This is a genomic window from Chryseobacterium bernardetii (genome assembly GCF_003815975.1).
In the GTDB taxonomy this organism is placed as follows: Bacteria; Bacteroidota; Bacteroidia; order Flavobacteriales; family Weeksellaceae; genus Chryseobacterium; species Chryseobacterium bernardetii.
This window is the reverse complement of record NZ_CP033932.1, coordinates 4,654,147-4,672,900: the sequence shown is the minus strand read 5'-3', so window position 1 is coordinate 4,672,900 and position 18,754 is coordinate 4,654,147. Positions and strand designations below refer to the sequence as shown.

Genomic DNA, 18,754 nt, shown 5'->3' with positions numbered 1-18,754 from the left:
TTAATGGTTACGTGTATGGTTTGATTTTCTTAATTTTGAAAAATGGAAGAAAAGTTAAAGAGAGTTGTTTCTGAATTTAATACTGAGCTAAAACTAAAAGGTTTCCGTGCATTTCAGATTGAGCAGGACGGAAATGAAACCCGCATTTACAGCAGGAAAGAATTCTATAAAATCTGTCTTACAACGGGGAAAAGCAAAATTCATTATTCTGATAAAAGCTTCGAGCAGGAAGGGACGGTCTTATTTTTTGGAAACCCACATATTCCTTATTCCTGGGAAACGATTTCAACCACTTATAGAGGTTACACCATTCTTTTTTCGGAGGAGTTTTTCAAAAATTCTGAGCGTTCCGAAAGCTTACAGCAATCTTCTTTCTTTAAAATAGGCGGAACTCCCGTTCTGAAAATTACTGAAGAGCAAAGACTATTTCTCAATACCATTTTCCAAAAGATGATTGCAGAACAGGAAAGTGATTATATTTATAAGGATGAGTTGATTCGTAACTACATCAGTCTGATTATCCATGAGTCTTTGAAGCTGGAACCTGCTAAAGATTTTAATCAGGATAAAAATGCAGTATCCAGATTGTCTTCCGTTTTTCTTGAATTATTGGAAAGACAATTTCCCATCGAAACAACAGACCAATCTCTGCAACTAAGATCAGCCCAGGATTTTGCAAAAAATCTGAATGTTCATGTCAATTACCTCAATCGTGCCGTAAAAGAGGTCACTGGAAAATCTACAACCACTCACATCAGAGAACGTATACTTACAGAAGCAAAAGCATTACTACTGCACACCGACTGGAATATCTCAGAAATAGCTTTCGCTCTCGGATTTGATTATCCAACATATTTTAATAATTTCTTCAAAAAACAAACAGGAACCAATCCAAAAGCATTTCGTTTGACCGAGGTTTGAATTTCTTAACTTTTGGTTTGATTATCATTAACTGTAACTCTGTGTAGTTTCTAATTTTGTATCAGCAATTTTAAAATATAATTTAGATATGAAAATAGTAATAACAGCAATGGCTTTGTCCTTTCTTTTTATTGGGAAAGCATTTGCACAGAATATCAAATCGGGTCAAAGAAAAATGAGTACAACAGAAAAAAACAAACATTATACTTTCGAGCTAAGTGATAAAGTAATCCGAAAAGCAGTTTTCTTTAAAAACCGTTATGGAATAATGCTTTCCGGAGATTTATACATTCCTGAAAATGCTGAAAACGAAAAATTACCAGCACTGGCAATCAGCGGGCCTTTTGGAGCGGTAAAGGAGCAGTCTTCTGGATTGTATGCCAATCAAATGGCAAAAAGAGGTTTTGCTGTTATTGCTTTTGACCCCTCTTATACCGGTGAAAGCGCAGGTGAGCCGAGAGATACTGCTTCGCCAGACATCAATACAGAAGATTTCAGTGCTGCAGTAGATTTTCTGGGGCTTCAAAAGAATGTGGACCAAAATAAAATTGGGATCATTGGAATTTGTGGTTTTGGAGGAATGGCACTTAATGCAGCAGCAATAGATAAACGTATAAAAGCGGTCGCAACGGCCAGTATGTACGATATGTCGCGGGTAATATCAAGAGGATATAATGATGCTGTAACCCTTGAGCAACGTACCAAAACGTTAGAGGATCTAGGAGTTCAACGTTGGAAAGATGCAGAGACAGGAAACCCAGCATATCCAGCTGCACATCTTCCTGAAAAGTTAATTGGAAATGAACCACAATTTATAAAGGACTATTATGATTATTATAAAACGCCTAGAGGTTATCATAAACGTTCCGTAAATTCCACAACCGGTTGGAGGGTGACCAGTGCACTTTCATTTATGAATATGCCTTTGTTAAGCTATATTAAGGAGATTTCCCCTAGGCCTGTATTGATTGTTGCAGGTGAAAACGCACATTCAAGATATTTTAGTGAAGACGCTTACAAGGCGGCGGCTGAACCTAAAGAACTTATGATTATTCCAGGTGGTATCCACGTAGATTTATATGATAAAGTGGATGTGATTCCTTTTGAAAAACTTGATAGTTTCTTTAAATCCAATTTGAAATAATTGAATATTGCAACAGCTAAATCCGATTGTTGAATGTCGGATTTGGCTTCTTATTAAAAAATGATTTATGCAAACTAAAAACATCTTTGCCAGGCTTCTGAATGGTGACACAATAATGCCTGATGACCCGGAGATCCACAAATTAATAGAAGCTTCTTATGAGGTTAAGAAAAAATTGATTCAATTAAATAATTCCACAGAACCGGATGAGATAGTAAAAATATTAAGTGATATTGTTGATAAGAAACTTGAGAATGTAGCAGTATTAACCCCTCTTTACATTAACTACGGAAAGCACCTGAATATTGGTAAGAATGTATTTATTAACTTCGACTGTACCTTTCTGACTTTAGGTGGAATTACCATTGAAGACAACGTTTTAATTGGTCCGAAAGTAAGCCTTATAACTGAAAACCATCCTTTAGCATCTCAACATAGAAAAGGATTAGTGGGTAAACCTATTTTTATCAAACAAAATGCATGGATTGGCGCGAATGTAACTCTGCTTCCGGGAGTTACAATTGGTGAAAATGCCGTGGTTGCAGCCGGAGCAGTGGTTTCCAAAGATGTTCCGGATAATGCTGTAGTAGGAGGAATTCCTGCAAAAATTATCAAAACAATTGGAGTATAAAAAAGACAACTATTTGATAGTTGCCTTTTAAATGTTTTCAATAAGCGTTCTTCAAACACTTTTAAAAATTTTTATGGCTCCAGTCCAGGGCCACCACATGAATTATACGGAACGCATGTTAACTTGTCATTTATAAAACAAAGTCTAATACAATCAGAACCTCCGACAATTGTTTTTAATTCTGCTTTTTGAAGTTTTTTTAAATTTTTCATATTAACAATATTTTATGTTGCAGAACAAATCTCAAAAATATTTATTACATAATAATTGAAATTAACAGATTTTAACCTTATATGCATTAAAAAAATACATATCACCAATTTAAAATAAGCTTAAACCGAAACTATAAATTTAAGATACTAAGAAACTTGGGGAAATGCCAAACTGTTTTTTAAAAGCAAAGGAAAAATGGGAAAGGTTTTCAAATCCTACCTCATAGCATACTTCCAGTGGTTTTTTTTTCTTTTCCGTAAGTTGATAATAAGCAAGCTCCAGGCGTTTATGAGTTAACCACCGTTGCGGGGTCATTGTAAAAGATTTTTTAAAATCCCGTTTAAAGGTAGTGAGGCTTCTGCCTGTCAGATAGCTGAATTTTTCCAGTGGAAGATTGAACATGAAATTTTTCTCCATATAATCTACAAGATCAATCTTTCCCGGTTCTTCAAAATTGGCAAGTACATGGTCAATCTCAAGATTTACTGTTCTGAGAATACTGATGGCTTCTGTAATTTTGATAAAGGCAATATCTTCCGGGATATTTTTCATATCAAAATAGGGGATGAGGGAAGCCAGGCAACTTTCAAGCAGTGGGTGATTATTGAAACAAAAAATCTTATGTGACTTTTGTGGTTGAGGGTTTATATTTTTGTCTGCATAAAACTTCTTTAAAGTTTCAGGTGATAAATGCATGACGACTGTTTTGTGAGGCTCACCATTTTTTGGATAATTGATAATAGTGGCTAGCTGATTTCTGGGAATGAGAAAAATATCACCTTTTCCAAAAACATACGTAGCATCTGCCTGTATAATTTTGGTTTCTCCTGAAAGAAACCAAACCAGCATATGTTGGTCAAACATAATATCCGATTTGAAAAACTTGTCTTCATAGCTGGAAAGCTTTATGTCTTCTGTGATATAACGGGCCTGGTATTCCATGATTTTTTGTTTTTTATAAAGGAAATCAATAATGTAAAGATAAAAAATAACATTATTTACTTTGTTTAAAAGATCATTATTAAGATAAAGAAAGGCAAAATGAATATTCCGCCTTTCTTTGAATAGTTGGTGTGGGCTATATGGATTGTCCTCCGTCTACCAGAAAGTTTGCACCTGTTATGAAACCTGCATTCTTGCTTGTTAAATAGTAAATCATGTCAGCCACTTCCTTAGCCTTTCCCATTCTTTTCAGGGGAATACTTTGTATCAGGTGGTTTTCCAGATCTTCAGTCAATCCTATTTTATCCATAATCTCTGTAGCAATAGGTCCGGGACTTACAGCATTAATACGTATTCTTCTTGGAGCCAGCTCTAGTGCGGCTATCTTTACTACGGCATTAATAGCGGCTTTACTGGCTGCATATATAGATGCATTTTGAGGGGATATGGTTGCTGAAGTGGAAGAAAGCATAATCACTGAGGCGTCATTATTAAGCAAAGGAATGAAGCAGCTTAGGGTAAAATAAGCACCCTTGAAATTCACATTCATTATTTCATCAAATAAGTTTTCAGTGGTTTCTTCTATCATTGCAAATTTTGTAATACCGGCATTGATGAGCAGAATGTCAATTTTCCCAAATTGCTTCTTTACCTGGTGGGTCAAATTTTCTATATCAGAGAGTTTTGATTGATCGGCAACAATAGCTGTTACCTTCAGATCTTTGGCCGCTTTTTCAAGGGCTTCTTTTCTTCTTCCGGTGATGATGACTTCAGCACCATTTTCCTTTAATCTTTGGGCTGTGGCATAACCAATGCCACTATTGCCACCTGTAATAATGGCTATTTTGCCTTTTAAATCTTCCATTTTTTTTAAATTGATATTTTGAAATAGGATAAAATAATTTTAAAAGCCTGTTCAGATTGTTTCCGGATTGAAACGGATACCTGTTATTTCCTCAGTAAGCTTCCATAGTTTTTTTGCACTGCTTTCATCCAGCGAATAAGGATTTACCCCTTTTTGATGAGCAATATCTGATGATTGTTCAGCAACATCCCCATCTTCACAATATATTCCGCCAATATGCTCCAATAAAGGGCTTGTTGCACACCATACCGTTGTGGCAGCACCTTGTGGAATAGTTTTTAGTGATGCTGCTATTTCTGGCAGCATATTGCCCTCCGCATCTACAAATCCCATTTTTTGAAACAGTTCTAATGGAGCTTCTCTGCCTAATTCAGTTCCTCCAATAGAGCCGGGGTGAACTGCATAAGTTCTTACATGGGATGATTGTCCACGCACGTCCAGTTCCATTGAAAAAAGATTAACGGCTGTTTTGGATTGTCCGTAGCCTTGCAAGGTTTCATATTCTCTATGAAGGAAATTAGGATCATTAAAATCAAAAGGAGCAAAATGATGCCCATGGGAAGATAGGTTGATTACTCTTGCTCCATTGGCTTTTACCAAGGCAGGCCATAATTGGGAAGTAAGTTGAAATAAAGCTAAATAGTTGGTGGCCAGTTGTGATTCTATACCCCGCTCATCTCTGCGTAATGGTACCCACATAATACCGGCATTGTTTATCAATAAGTGTAAAGACCTTTCTGAAGCAATAAAATCCTCTGTAAACTTTTTAATAGATGAAGGAGACATTAAATCCATAGAGGCAATTTCTACATTGGGAATTCCCTTCAGGTTTTTCTTGGCTTTTTCTATATCTCTTGCAGGTACAATCACAAAGGCTCCGGCTGCAGCCAATACACGTGTAGTTTCCAATCCAATTCCTGTATTTCCACCTGTTACAATAGCTGTTTTGCCGGTAAGGTCAATATTTTTAATGACTTCATCTGCTGTTGATTTTGAATTGAAGCCTGAGTTGATAGGTTGCTGTAGAGCTCCCTGATAATTTTTCTTTGCCATTTTGAATATATTTATTTGTTTATTAATAAGACAAAATTAGCACGGTTCCCTTTGTGTGGGTTTGTTTAAAAGTCCTAATTAACTTTGTTCAAAAGGGCAGATGATTTATCAGGATATCAGGGAGCAAAAAGAAAAGGAAGGGTATCACAACTAGATGATGTGGGTTGAGAATCGTTTAAAAGAAACCCCTTTCTCGTACAGGAATGTATGGAAATTTCACAAAAAAAAAGGCCGTTTTCACGAGTTGTGAGACGGCCTCTTTTATATTGTTTTTTATATTATTGTGCTTTTACCTGCTCCAGCTTTATGAATATTTTAGAAAGGTTGGGCTGGGCATTACCAGAAGTGGGAGCTCCTACCATAATGGTTGCGGTATAAGCGGTTTTTAAAGAAGCATTACTGTCTATCCATGTATATCTTCTATGTTCAGGTCCGCCGCCGGATCCATCTATAATCCCTAGATTCCCCCAGTACGCATTACCCATTGCCCCTGTGCCTTGAGGATACCAGGTAGCTGTTGCATCTGCCATACCGCCCCATACTCCTGAAGTAATATTGTTTGTTGTTACCGCTGCACCAATATAGCCTCCATATTCGGTATTATAATTCCAATACAGATTAACGGTGGAACCTGTATTATTAAATAATTGTACGTTAGGATTGGCAAGGGTGGTACCGCTTGTGGTATCAAACATTACCCTGATCGAATACTTACCATCCGGGCTGGCAAGAGGTAAAGTATAGGCTTGTTTCCCGTTGGGATCGGTTGTTAGGGTAGGGTATCCCATTACAGCTACAGATGAAATGTCGGCACGGCTGGTATTTCCCACTGTAGCGGTACAGTTTTGTCCTGCTGTTAAGAAAGGAACTGCAGTGCTGGTTATAGGAAGACTCATATCATTGTTGGTGGTAGGAGTTCCACTCACAGAGAATACCAGTTCGCCACCACCAAACTCTAACGTTCCGGGTCTTAGCTGAAACGTTAATCCGTTTACTGTAAAAGGAGTACCGGAATTATACGAACCTCCGTTTCCTCCGGTATAAGTAATTCTCAGGTTTCCGCTGTAAGGAGTACCGGCAGTATATGTAGAAGGATTTAAATAAGCTGTAGTACACTGTAATGCAGAAATGGCGGGAGAGATAGCATTGGTTGCCTGTGTAATTCTTTGCCATACAGTTCCATCAAAATAATAATAGCCGATAGCAGTAACATTGATACGTTGTCCCGTAGCATCTCCACCAGTAACATCCGTAATATAGATTAATGCTCCACTCTGATCGCTACTATAGGTAGCAGTATTGGCGGTAAGCTCTGCTCTTGTAAGCCTCGGAGCCTGTAACCCGAATGTTTGGGTGTTATCCGTAATCACTCCTGAATTATCTCTTTTAGCAGATACATCCACGGTTGTTTTTGGTAAAGTTGTATTGAAGCCTACCTGGGCAAGAGAGAATCCGGAAATCAGAATAGCACTGAATTGCGTAAATTTTGTTTTCATGTTAAGGTGTTATTTTGTGTAAGTCAAATATAACTTTTTTTTATGAAAAAAATAAGAAAATACATTTATATTTGAAAAAAAATAAATAATTCGTAATATTCTATTAAAATATTGAGATGTTGAATTGGGTTTTAATGCCGTTAATTTCAGCGTTTTATGCCTGGCTGAAAATATGTATGTCCAATTTTGCCCCATTTTATTTTTCTCTAAAATAAGATGCTTTTTTTTAAAATATATAGATATCTGCTCATTATCTTATTTCTAATTGTTTCAACTATCTTGAAGAGAGAACCGAATGTATTATAGAAGCTGTTTAAACTTACTTAAGTGAATTTAGGTATTTTTAAAAGGAAAGCTTTTGTGGTACCTTAAAGTTTAAACAACTGTATAGTTATAAATGCTAAAAGTTATATTGTTATATATATCAATACTGCTATGTTCCTGGTTTAATCTGAAATAATTAAATTGATTATTGAATGGGCAAAGTGGAAATGGTTAATAGGAAAAAGAGTATATGCTTAATTATATTTATATTTGAGAATGAATATTCATGAAATATCAGATCCGGAATTCAGGAAAGAAATTGCGGAGAGCCGGGACTTAAAATTGTTCCCTGCGGGCAGCGTCATTTTAGATATTGATTCCTATGTCAATTATATTCCGCTTATTGTATCGGGAAGCATTAAGGTGATCCGTACAGAAGAAGACGGACGGGAAATTTTGCTCTATTACCTTACTCCCGGTGAAAGCTGTATTTCATCAATTCTTTCAGGGCTTACACAGGGTACCTCAAAAGTAAAAGTTATAGTAGAAGAAGATGCGGAGATTCTTATGATTTCTCTTCAGCAGGCAAAAGAATGGCTTAGGAAATATCCTGAATGGACAGATTTTATCTTCAGCTTGTACCAACGAAGATTTGAAGATTTGCTGGAAGTGGTGAATTCTGTAGCTTTTCAGAAAGTTGATGCCAGAATTTTACATCTTTTGAATCAAAAATCCCAGTTATATAAGTCCAAGGAACTTAATGTAACCCATCAGCAGTTAGCAGATGAGCTTGGAATTACGAGGGAAGCCGTAAGTCGCGTTCTGAAACAGATTGAGACGGACGGGAAAATAAAACTTTCCCGGAACAAAATTACCCTATTGTAACCTTCATCACTGACAGGCTTTTATTTCCATCTTACATTTGCATCATCAATTTAAAAACCAATACAATGTTAGATGCAATAAAAAACCTTTTCGGAATGGATAAAACCGATTATGCAGATCTTGTAAAGCAAGGTGCAGTAATAGTAGATGTAAGAAGTAAAAGCGAATATGCGGGCGGGCACATTAAGGGTTCCCTGAATATTCCTGTAGACCAGCTGGATAAAAATCTTTCAAAATTAAGTAAGGATAAAACCATTATTACCTGCTGTGCTTCAGGAATGAGAAGTGCATCAGCAAAAAGTATTCTCCAGAATAACGGCTATAAAAATGTACACAACGGTGGTGGATGGATGAGTTTAAACAACAAAATCTAAAACAATGGAAGCACATTATTATACCGTAGATGTTGAGTGGAAAGATAACCGTAAAGGTGAAATGTCCTCTCCCGAACTTTCACAGAATATAGAAGTGGCAACTCCGCCTCAATTTCCTAAAGGGGTAGAAGGCGTCTGGTCTCCGGAACATCTTTTCACAGCAGCAGTAAGCAGCTGCCTGATGACTACATTTCTGGCCATAGCAGAAAACTCAAAGCTGGAATTTTCAGATTTTCAATGTAAATCCAAAGGAAAACTTGAGCAGGTAGAAGGAAAATTCCTGATGACTGAAGTGATTCTGGAACCTGTTGTTACCATTAAAAACGAATCCGAAAGAGAAAAGGCAGAAAGAGTTCTTAAGAAGTCCGAAGCCAATTGTTTGATATCCAATTCTGTAAAATCAAAAATAACGATGATCCCACAAATAAAAGTGATGTAGTATTTCCGTTATTTATATTGTAACCGCCCTGCAGGCGGTTTTTTTATGTCCATTCAAGAAAAATCTGCTTATGTGATGTTGGTTACTGTACAATAGATTTCATCAATCTAATTTTGCTTTAAAATTAGAAAAATGAGAAAATTAGCCATACTTATTTTATTATTGACAACCTATTCAGAAGCTTTTTCACAAGAGATTATCCCTGTTTCCAAAGAGGATCTGGAAAATAAGCTTATAGACAATAACCTCCAGGTAAAAATGGCGAAAAAGGAGACCGAGCTTGCCAAAGCCGAACTTATGGGGACCAGAACAATGTACCTGCCGAATGTGAATGCCTCGTACACTTTTTCCAATACCAATAATCCTCTGTATGCATTTGGTTCCAAGCTCAATCAGGAAAGAATAACGATGATGGATTTCAATCCCGATAATCTGAACAACCCTAAAAGCATTTCCAATTTTGCAACAAAAATAGAGGTACAGCAGCCCATCATTAATATGGATGCGGTGTATCAAAAAAAGGCAGGACAGGTGAAAGCTGATGTACTCACCATCAAAACAGAAAGAACTAAAGAATACGTTCAGTTTGAGCTGAAAAAATCTTATATGATGCTTCAGCTGGCGTATAAAATGCTTGAAACTCTTGAAAATGCAAAGCAGACAACCCTTGCCAATAAAAAAGTCATTGACAATTATTACAAAAACGGAATGATCCAGAAATCTGAAGTTTTGTATATGGATGTCCGTATCAGTGAGATAGAAAGCCAGATTCAGACTGCAAAATCCAACATCAGAAACGCTTCCGATTACTTATATTTTCTTTTGGATGAAAGCTCAGAAAATAAAATTCTGAAACCTGTAGAAAATCTGGAATATACAGAGCATATCCCGGATTCTGATAGTAAGCTTAATCTGAACCGAAAAGATTTACAGGCATATTATAAATCGCTTGAAGCATATGACTGGATGATAAAATCATCAAAAGCAAAGTTTCTTCCCAGACTCAATGCATTCGGAAGCTTTGAAATGTATGATAATAAAGCAGCGCAGTTCAACGCCAACGGATATTTAGCCGGAATTCAGCTTTCCTGGAATGTTTTTGACGGGCTTAAAGCTAAAAGTGAACAGGAAAAATACAAAGCAGAACGTTCCAAGGCACAGACTGAAATAGAGCAGTATTCCAAACAAAGCCAATTGGAACTCAACAAAGCCAGCCGTCAGATTGAAGATGCGCAATCTAAGGTCAGCTTCACAAAACAAGCCTGGGAACAGAGTAAGGAAGCCTACAGGATCCGAAAAAACCGATATGACCAGGGACTGGAAAAATCTGCAGACCTTCTTTCCGCAGAAACCCTGATGTCACAAAAAGAACTTGAATATCAGCAGGCTGTTTTCGAATACAACGTAGCCTGGGAATATCAAAGGTTTTTAGAAAAATAACCATAGTAAGCAATATAAACCAATTTAATAATGAAAACATATTTTTATTCAACTTTGATTCTGGGCACGTTTCTTTTTGGAAGCTGCTCTTCAGACGAAAAAAAATCCGTTCAGAATGCTGATGCACCCATTTCTGTTACGGTAAGCCATACAACAGCAGGCTCGGAAGGTTCATCTGCTACAGCGAGCGGAAAATTGGTTGCCAAAAATTCAGTCAATGTTTCTACCCGGATGATGGGATATATTACATCCATGAAGGCAGAAGTAGGGCAGAATGTTAGGGCAGGGCAGTTATTGGTAAGTATTAATGCGGCAGATATCCAGGCAAAAGGCGGGCAGGCTAATGCACAGATCTCCCAGGCGCAGGCCAGCTACAATATTGCCAGAAAAGATTATGAGAGATTCCAGAATCTGTATAAATCCCAAAGTGCTTCCCAGAAAGAGCTGGATGATATGAGAGCCCGGTACGAAATGGCACAGGCAGGATTGCAGGCCGCACAGCAGATGAAAAACGAAGTCAATGCACAATATAGCTATACCAATGTTACGGCACCTATTTCCGGAACCATTACGGCGAAATTTGCAGAGCAGGGAGATATGGCCAGTCCCGGAATGCCTTTGCTTACCATAGAGTCACCATCATCTTTGCAGGCGCAGGTTCTGGTTTCCGAGCAGAATATCACCATGATTTCCAACGGAATGCCGGTTGATGTCACCTTAAAATCGATGAACAGAACCGTTTCAGGAACGGTGTCAGAAATCAGCAGATCCGCAGCCAATACCGGAGGACAGTATATGGTGAAAATCAATATTCATAATACTTCCGATTTGCTTCCGGGAATGTTTGTGAATGTACAGTTTCCTTTCAAAACATCAGGAAAAATCAATCAGGGCTTTCAGGAAAGTATGATGATTCCTAAAACGGCTTTGGTGGAAAATGGTCAGCTCACAGGCGTTTATGTGGTAAGCACACAAAATACGGCAGTTTTAAGATGGCTGAAAACGGGAAAAACAACCGGAGATCAGGTTGAAATCCTTTCAGGTTTGAATCCGAAAGAAACTTACATTGTTTCTTCAACAGGAAAATTGTATAACGGAGCAAAAATTAAAACCAAATAATGTAACAATGAATCAATCTAACAGTGTAGCAATGATTCTTTATGGAGTTGATTGTTACATTGATAAATTGTTAGACTGTTACATTAAAAAATATTTTTTTATGGAAAAAGGATTCGCAGGACGTATTGCCGAATTTTTCATCAATTCAAAATTAACCATTCTGTTAATGATGGGTTTGATGATTATCGGGGTATACAGTTCCACACTAATACCAAGAGAAGAGGAACCACAGATCATTATCCCGATGGCGGATGTAATGGTGGGCTATCCGGGAGCTAATCCAAAAGAGGTGGAAAGCCGCGTGGTAAAACCTTTGGAAAAAATTATTTCCAATATAAAAGGGGTAGAGCATATTCACTCGATGGCCATGAATGGGCAGGCCATGATTATTGTTCAGTTTTATGTAGGAGAAGATACAGAACGTTCTTATGTAAAGCTTTATGATGAGCTGATGAAGAACAAAAATATCTTCCCGAAAGGCGTAATAGAACCTATGGTGAAAACCCGTTCCATTGATGATGTTCCGATGCTGGGGCTTACTTTGTGGAGCGATAATGCCAATTACAATGATTTTCATCTTCGCCAGCTGGGAGAAGAGCTGTCTTCCGAAATCAAAAAAATAAAAGATGTTTCTCTTACCAAAACTATTGGAGGTAGAAACCGCCAGCTGCAGGTCATTTTAGATAAAGATAAAATGGCTGAACTGAATGTAGACGCACTTTCTGTAATGCAGATGATTCAGGCCAATAACGGAAGTTCACAATCCGGAAAATTTGATTCAGGCGATTCAGAATATCTTTTAACAACAGGTCAGTTTCTCAACTCTGCTGAAGATGTTGAAAACCTCGTTGTCGGAACATCACAGAATATGCCGGTCTATCTTAAACAGGTAGCAGCCATAAAAGATGGAGCTTCCGATCCTGCCAATTATGTAAGTTTCGGATACGGAAATGCAGTAGAAAACGTTAAAAAATTCAAATCGGAATATCCGGCGGTTACCGTTTCGGTTTCCAAAGTAAAAGGCGCTGATGCCATGAAAATTTCCGAGCAGATTCTTGCGAAAGTAGATGAGCTAAAGAAGAATCTCATTCCGGATGATGTTCACGTTGAGGTGACCCGAAATTACGGGGAAACAGCTTCGCATAAAGTCTCAGAATTACTGATGCACCTTGGGGTTGCGATTTTGGCGGTAACGGTTCTGGTAATGCTGGCAATGGGCTGGAGAGGCGGTTTGGTAGTCTTCTTTTCCGTTCCGCTTACATTTGCTTTAACTTTATTCAGCTATTATATTTTAGGATATACGCTGAACAGGATTACGCTATTTGCGTTAGTTTTTGTAGTTGGAATTGTAGTGGACGACAGTATCATCATTGCTGAAAATATGCACAGGCATTTCCATATGAAGAAACTGCCTTTCAAACAGGCTGCGATTTATGCTATTAACGAGGTGGGGAATCCTACTATTCTGGCAACATTTACCGTGATTGCAGCAATTCTGCCAATGGCTTTTGTGTCAGGCATGATGGGACCTTATATGTCACCAATGCCAATTGGGGCTTCTATTGCAATGCTGCTTTCCCTTTTTGTGGCATTAACAGTGACACCTTATCTCGGTTATCATTTATTAAAAGTAAAAGATGATGAGGAACACAAAGAAGAGCAGGGGCTTGAAACAGGAAAGATTTATAAAATCTATAAAAAAATAGAACAGCCACTTCTGGATTCAAAATCAAAAAGATGGACCATGATGGGGATTACGGTTGTTTTGTTACTGATTTCCGTAGCGGCCTTCTTTACAAAATGGGTAGCGGTAAAAATGCTTCCGTTTGATAACAAAAATGAAATTCAGGTGGTAATTGATATGCCGGAAGGAACAACGCTGGAAAGAACATCAGCCGTTACACAGGATATTGCACAGTACCTGAAAACCGTTCCCGAGGTTGTAAACTATCAGAATTATGTAGGATCTTCAGCTCCGATTACTTTCAACGGACTGGTTCGTCATTATGATATGCGTGGGAACAGTAATACGGCAGATATTCAGGTCAATCTTCTGCATAAAGAAGACCGTGATGTACAAAGCCACGATGTGGCTAAGAATATCCGCCCTGAAATTCAGAAAATAGCTGCAAAATATGGAGCCAATGTAAAAGTAGTGGAAGTTCCGCCGGGACCGCCTGTTCTTTCTACAATTGTTGCAGAGATCTATGGCCCTGATTATGAAGGCCAGGTAAAAGTAGCGAAACAGGTTGAAGATATTCTGAAGAAGACCGATGATGTGGTAGATGTTGACTGGATGGTGGAAGCGCCACAGAAAGAATTCAAACTTGTTCCGGATAAAGAAAAAGCGATGCTGAACGGAGTGGCACCACAGCAGATTGTAGGAAATATGACCTATTTGATGGGAGAATATCCTGTGGGAAATCTTTATGATGAAAAATCCAATGATCCGATAGATATTGTTATGAAGCTGAACAATGCTGATAAGGCCAATATCCAGGATATTACAGGGTTGAAAATCAAAGGACAGATGGGGATGGTCCCGGCAAGTGACCTTGTAAAAGTGGAAGAAAAAGAACTGGATAAAACCATTTACAGAAAAGATCAGAAAAGGGTAGTCTATGTTCTTGCTGATATGGCAGGAAAACTGGAAAGTCCGGCTTATGCGATTCTCGGAATGGACGAAAAGCTTAAAAAAATACAGCTTCCAAACGGTTATTCAATGAACGAATTGTATATGAACCAGCCGGAGGATGAAAGCAATTACACCGTAAAATGGGACGGAGAGTGGCAAATCACTCTGGAGGTCTTCCGTGATCTGGGAACTGCTTTCGCTGTGGTAATTATCATTATTTATATGCTGATTGTGGGTTGGTTTCAAAACTTTAAAACGCCAATCGTGATGATGGTTGCCATTCCGCTTTCTTTAATTGGAATTGTATTGGGACACTGGCTGCTAGGAGCATTTTTTACAGCTACCTCTTTTATCGGAATGATTGCTCTGGCAGGGGTAATGGTAAGGAATTCCGTCCTTCTGATCGACTTTATAGAAATCCGACTGAAAGAAGGTATTCCTATGAAACAGGCCATTATTGAAGCAGGAGCCGTAAGAACAACACCTATTTTACTTACGACCGGAGCAGTAGTCATTGGAGCCGTTATCATCCTTTTTGATCCTATTTTCCAGGGACTGGCGATCTCTTTAGTATTTGGAGCTATTGTTTCAACTTTGCTTACACTGGTGGTAGTACCGTTGGTTTACTACGCTACCGAAAAGAAAAAGTGGGAGAAGAAATCCGAATCTAACGACAAGTTTTTTGAAGTATAAAATTAATAAACCTCATAGGTTTTTAAAACCGTGAGGTTTAACATTTAAAGTTTAAAAACATACAACAAATGAAATTACTATTAATTACGGCAATAGAAGGGTTTGAGACAGAAGTGAAAACTATTCTGAACCATTCCGGAGTGAAGGCCTTTTCATACCAATCTGTAAAAGGATTCAAAAACAATGGAAAGGAACTTGAAAACTGGTTTCCCACAGACAATTTATCAGTAGATTCTTTACTGTTTACGGTATTTGTGGAAGATGCTTTTGTGGATGGAATATATAGAAGCGTTGAAAATTTTAATTCCCAACAGGAAACACTTTCGCACATTCATATCGCAACGGTACAATTAGAAAAATCAATTTAAAAATAAATATATGCATACAAGAATTGCACACGCTATAGCAGGAATTTTAATCCTGTCCAGTCTCTTTTTAGGAATTAAAGTCAATGAAAACTGGTTTTGGCTTACAGGTTTTGTAGGAATTAATCTTTTACAGAATGCGTTTACCAACTGGTGTCTAATGTATGTAATCCTTCATAAACTGGGGATTAAGGACGACGGAAGAAGCTGTTCCAGATAAACTGCTTTAAAATGGTACCCTTTCATTATATTAGTGGAAGGGTTTTATTTTCCTGTTTTTAAGGTTTATAAACTGTTTCATTAAAAAAAAGACTATCTAAAATAGACAGCCTTTATCTTTTTCTAGAATTCTTGTATTGAGCAGATTTTCATTTTACAGATACTATTAAAGTTCTTTATTTGAATATTAAATCAAATATCATGATTGATAATCATTTTAATAATATCCCAGCACTTTCATCCACAGACCACCTATGGCCATATAGATGATGAGTAAAACTATTCCTATTTCCAATCCTCTCAGCCACCAGACTTTTAGCTCTACATAGCCACTGCCAAAATATACCGGAGCGGGGCCATGTCCATAATGGGTAAGTACCCCGTAAATTGATCCCATGAAGCCAAGCATCATAGCCAGTAACATAGGCGGTATTCCTAAAGATATACCCACACCAAGGAGCGCGGCATACATAGCTGCAACATGTGCAGTAGCACTGGCAAAGATGTAATGACTGAAAAAATACACCAATATAATAACCGGAAAGGCTACCTGCCAGCTTAATCCTCCGATTTTTGCTTTAATCAGATCGCTAAACCACCCGATAAATCCTAATTCATTAAGCGAACTGGCCATCATTACCAATACGGCAAACCACACAATTGTATCCCATGCCCCTTTTTCAGATTTTACATCTTCCCATGTTAACACAGAAGTCAGTAAAAGTAAGGTAAGCCCTATAAATGCAGTAGTTGTAGCGTCTATAGAAAGCGTGCTTCCAAAAATCCACAGGAATAATAAAATAAAGAAAGCCAGTAACATTAACCATTCATTGCGGGAAACGGCTCCCATTTCTTTAAGCTTTTCTGTAGCCATTTTCTGGGCTCCATCCGTTTTCTTCAGTTCAGGCGGGTAAAGTTTGTAAAGTACCAGAGGAACAACAAAGAAAGCTGCCAGCCCAGGTATAAAGCCTGCTGCAGCCCACGACATCCATGAAATATCTATTCCCAGGTTGGCTGCAAACTTCTGACACATCGGATTACTCGCTGTACCAGTAAGGAACATTGAAGATGTTATCAGATTCATGTAATAGCTGTTCAGTGTAAGGAAAGACCCCAGTTTTCTGTGAGTTTGCGGCTGGTCCGGTACTGAACCGAAACTGATGGCCATAGACTTCATGATAGGATAAATAATCCCTCCGCCTCTGGCTGTATTGCTCGGAATGGCAGGTGCCAGACACATATCTGCCAGACCTAGCCCATATGCAAGCCCAAGGGAGCTTTTTCCGAAAACTTGGATAAATAAAAAGGCTATGCGATTCCCCAGTCCGGTTTTGATAAAGCCACGGGCAATAAAGAAAGATATCCCTATTAACCAGATTACTTTATCTCCAAATCCGGAGAGTGCCTTCGTGATTGATTTGCCGGTGTCCCCGGGAGCCAGTACCTGTGTAAGTGCAGTAAAACCTATAGCCATCATACACATGGTACCCATAGGAGCAGCCTTTAAGATGATTCCTAAAATAGTCGCAACAAAGATGGCAAACAAATGCCAGGCCTCCGGAGTTACACCATCCGGAACCGGTATAAACCAGATGGCTAGCGCAATTGCAAAAGTGACTGCAATGTTTTTGATATTAATCTCTTTCATAAATGTGTTTTTTATTTGAATGATATTGAAAATCACTGTTTATTTCAGAACCGTCCCTGTAGCTGAACTATAAACAGATTATTGTTGTATTGATTCGTATTGTCTTTCTGTTTTTTATAACGGTCCATCTGTACTCCAAGCTGTATTCTCGCACCATAATCCTTCAGGAACTCCATGGCCAGCATGGGAGTAAAGGTTTGTCTGGGATTGGAATCTATTCTGAAATTACTATCCAGGTATTCATACCGGATGGATAGATCAATAGCAGTGAGGTGCTTATAGTTGAGATTATATCGAAGGTTAGGCAGAACATAAACACCCCGCGCCAGATAATCGTCAGGATTAGAAGTTCTGACATTGTCAGCCAGAGAATTGTATAATACATGATTGATGGCCTGCTTAGCTTCCAGCTGCAAATCCAGGATCCAACGGGGATCAAACTGAATAGCTCCGGTAACATCTACTCCAACAGCGTATACTTTCTTACTGAAAACTTCGCCCACACCGCCATTTAACCCAAGATTAAAATTGTGTTTAGGAGATAATCCCAGTACCAGACGTGTAGAGTACTGTTTGCCGTTATCGTTGTCATTAATCTGGTTTTTGCCATTTCCGTTAACCACAGATACGGCATACTGTAAAGGAAGTTTTCCCAGCTTTACCTGTCCCCCTATGGAAGCCCCTATTTGAAAACTTGTCCAGCCTAATTTACCAAATAATGAATACTGGTTAGACCAGTCCAGGGATTTAATAATATCAATGGGATAAGTTTCCTCAATACCAAACCATGGCCGGAACTGTCCTACGGTAATGGCTATTTTAGGATTGAAAGTATACTTAATGTAAGCATTCTCCAAAACACCTCCTTTAGGGTCGTTTTTAAAATCAGCAAGATTGGCAAGTACTGCAACTACAGTACGTTTACTGATTTGTGCTTGCGCCTGTACTCTCATATACTTAAGGGAGAAGCCGTTATCTGTGCCGCTGTGATCACTGTGATGAAGGCCATTTACATCCACATCTTTTGTCATTCCTAATGTGTAACGGCCCTGAAAAATGCCTTTAAACTGGAACTGCGGATATTTAACCTCAACAGCCTTTTGAGTTTGGGTTGCCAGTGAATCCTTTACAGGAATCCTGATAGTGTCTTTGGTTTGCGCATTACTGAAAATAAATCCTAAAAATAGGGGAGTGTACAGTAAGCTTCTGTAATTTTTTTTCATTTGTGTTTTTATTAATTCTTATAATAAAGTTCTGATTTTCTTTTTACGTTTCAAAGAAAATCAATATGTCAAATTTCAGGTGGACATATGATTTATAACAGAATTAAATACTTTCATATGATGAATTGTTTTATTAAATTATTACTGAAAAAAAAGCTTCCGCATCAGGTCATGAAGGGAAGCTT

At 38.1% G+C, this 18,754-nt stretch carries 18 protein-coding genes; 11 read left to right on the top strand and 7 right to left on the bottom strand.

The genetic code is table 11. The annotated features are described in order from the left end of the window. The first annotated feature begins 42 nt into the window (after window positions 1–42). From EG339_RS21335 to EG339_RS21325, 3 genes are all read left to right on the top strand, one after another. A complete protein-coding gene (locus tag EG339_RS21335) occupies window positions 43–921 on the top strand; it encodes a helix-turn-helix domain-containing protein (RefSeq protein ID WP_123871925.1) in 879 nt (292 codons plus the stop codon). Window positions 922–1,009: 88 nt separating this feature from the next. Beyond that, window positions 1,010–2,065, top strand: coding sequence for an alpha/beta hydrolase (locus tag EG339_RS21330; RefSeq protein WP_123871923.1), 1,056 nt, complete (start codon window positions 1,010–1,012; stop codon window positions 2,063–2,065). 67 nt (window positions 2,066–2,132) lie between these two features. After that, the gene (locus tag EG339_RS21325; RefSeq protein WP_123871921.1) at window positions 2,133–2,696 is read left to right on the top strand and encodes a DapH/DapD/GlmU-related protein; all 564 of its coding nucleotides are present in this window, start codon (window positions 2,133–2,135) and stop codon (window positions 2,694–2,696) included. A 71-nt stretch (window positions 2,697–2,767) separates the two neighbouring features. Here the strand turns inward: EG339_RS21325 and EG339_RS24380 are convergent, their stop codons facing one another. The 5 genes from EG339_RS24380 to EG339_RS21305 all read right to left on the bottom strand — a co-directional run bounded on the left by EG339_RS24380 (window position 2,768) and on the right by EG339_RS21305 (window position 7,265). Then, window positions 2,768–2,908, bottom strand: a complete 141-nt coding sequence (locus tag EG339_RS24380) for a bacteriocin-like protein (protein ID WP_164466471.1) — start codon at window positions 2,906–2,908, stop codon at window positions 2,768–2,770. 139 nt (window positions 2,909–3,047) lie between these two features. Next, window positions 3,048–3,851 (bottom strand): helix-turn-helix domain-containing protein, encoded by an 804-nt coding sequence (locus tag EG339_RS21320; RefSeq protein ID WP_123871919.1) that lies wholly within the window; start codon window positions 3,849–3,851, stop codon window positions 3,048–3,050. Between the two features lie 136 nt (window positions 3,852–3,987). Beyond that, on the bottom strand, window positions 3,988–4,716 hold the full coding sequence (locus EG339_RS21315; protein WP_123871917.1) for an SDR family NAD(P)-dependent oxidoreductase: 729 nt from the start codon (window positions 4,714–4,716) through the stop codon (window positions 3,988–3,990). 51 nt (window positions 4,717–4,767) lie between these two features. Then, on the bottom strand, window positions 4,768–5,769 hold the full coding sequence (locus tag EG339_RS21310) for an SDR family NAD(P)-dependent oxidoreductase (RefSeq protein WP_123871915.1): 1,002 nt from the start codon (window positions 5,767–5,769) through the stop codon (window positions 4,768–4,770). A gap of 278 nt (window positions 5,770–6,047) precedes the next feature. Beyond that, entirely contained in the window at window positions 6,048–7,265 is a 1,218-nt protein-coding gene (locus EG339_RS21305) for a hypothetical protein (protein WP_123871913.1), read from the bottom strand. Between the two features lie 540 nt (window positions 7,266–7,805). On the opposite strand from EG339_RS21305, the gene EG339_RS21300 reads away from it, so the two are divergent. The 8 genes from EG339_RS21300 (at window position 7,806) to EG339_RS21265 (ending at window position 15,699) form a co-directional block, all read left to right on the top strand. Next, window positions 7,806–8,414: a Crp/Fnr family transcriptional regulator gene (locus EG339_RS21300; protein WP_123871911.1), complete on the top strand. Its 609-nt coding sequence runs from the start codon at window positions 7,806–7,808 to the stop codon at window positions 8,412–8,414. Between the two features lie 65 nt (window positions 8,415–8,479). Next, window positions 8,480–8,788: a rhodanese-like domain-containing protein gene (locus EG339_RS21295; protein ID WP_123871909.1), complete on the top strand. Its 309-nt coding sequence runs from the start codon at window positions 8,480–8,482 to the stop codon at window positions 8,786–8,788. 4 nt (window positions 8,789–8,792) lie between these two features. Beyond that, complete coding sequence (locus EG339_RS21290; RefSeq protein ID WP_123871906.1) at window positions 8,793–9,227, top strand: OsmC family protein; 435 nt, start codon at window positions 8,793–8,795, stop codon at window positions 9,225–9,227. 132 nt (window positions 9,228–9,359) lie between these two features. After that, the gene (locus tag EG339_RS21285) at window positions 9,360–10,667 is read left to right on the top strand and encodes a TolC family protein (RefSeq protein ID WP_123871904.1); all 1,308 of its coding nucleotides are present in this window, start codon (window positions 9,360–9,362) and stop codon (window positions 10,665–10,667) included. A 30-nt stretch (window positions 10,668–10,697) separates the two neighbouring features. Further along, window positions 10,698–11,786, top strand: coding sequence for an efflux RND transporter periplasmic adaptor subunit (locus EG339_RS21280; protein WP_123871902.1), 1,089 nt, complete (start codon window positions 10,698–10,700; stop codon window positions 11,784–11,786). A 100-nt stretch (window positions 11,787–11,886) separates the two neighbouring features. Beyond that, window positions 11,887–15,114, top strand: a complete 3,228-nt coding sequence (locus EG339_RS21275) for an efflux RND transporter permease subunit (protein ID WP_123871900.1) — start codon at window positions 11,887–11,889, stop codon at window positions 15,112–15,114. Window positions 15,115–15,182: 68 nt separating this feature from the next. Beyond that, window positions 15,183–15,482: a hypothetical protein gene (locus EG339_RS21270; protein ID WP_123871898.1), complete on the top strand. Its 300-nt coding sequence runs from the start codon at window positions 15,183–15,185 to the stop codon at window positions 15,480–15,482. A gap of 10 nt (window positions 15,483–15,492) precedes the next feature. After that, window positions 15,493–15,699: a YgaP family membrane protein gene (locus EG339_RS21265; protein WP_123871896.1), complete on the top strand. Its 207-nt coding sequence runs from the start codon at window positions 15,493–15,495 to the stop codon at window positions 15,697–15,699. Between the two features lie 216 nt (window positions 15,700–15,915). On the opposite strand, the gene EG339_RS21260 is transcribed toward EG339_RS21265, so the two are convergent. Then, window positions 15,916–17,346 (bottom strand): anion permease, encoded by a 1,431-nt coding sequence (locus EG339_RS21260; RefSeq protein ID WP_123871894.1) that lies wholly within the window; start codon window positions 17,344–17,346, stop codon window positions 15,916–15,918. Between the two features lie 44 nt (window positions 17,347–17,390). After that, on the bottom strand, window positions 17,391–18,569 hold the full coding sequence (locus tag EG339_RS21255; protein WP_123871892.1) for a porin: 1,179 nt from the start codon (window positions 18,567–18,569) through the stop codon (window positions 17,391–17,393). Window positions 18,570–18,754: the final 185 nt, after the last annotated feature.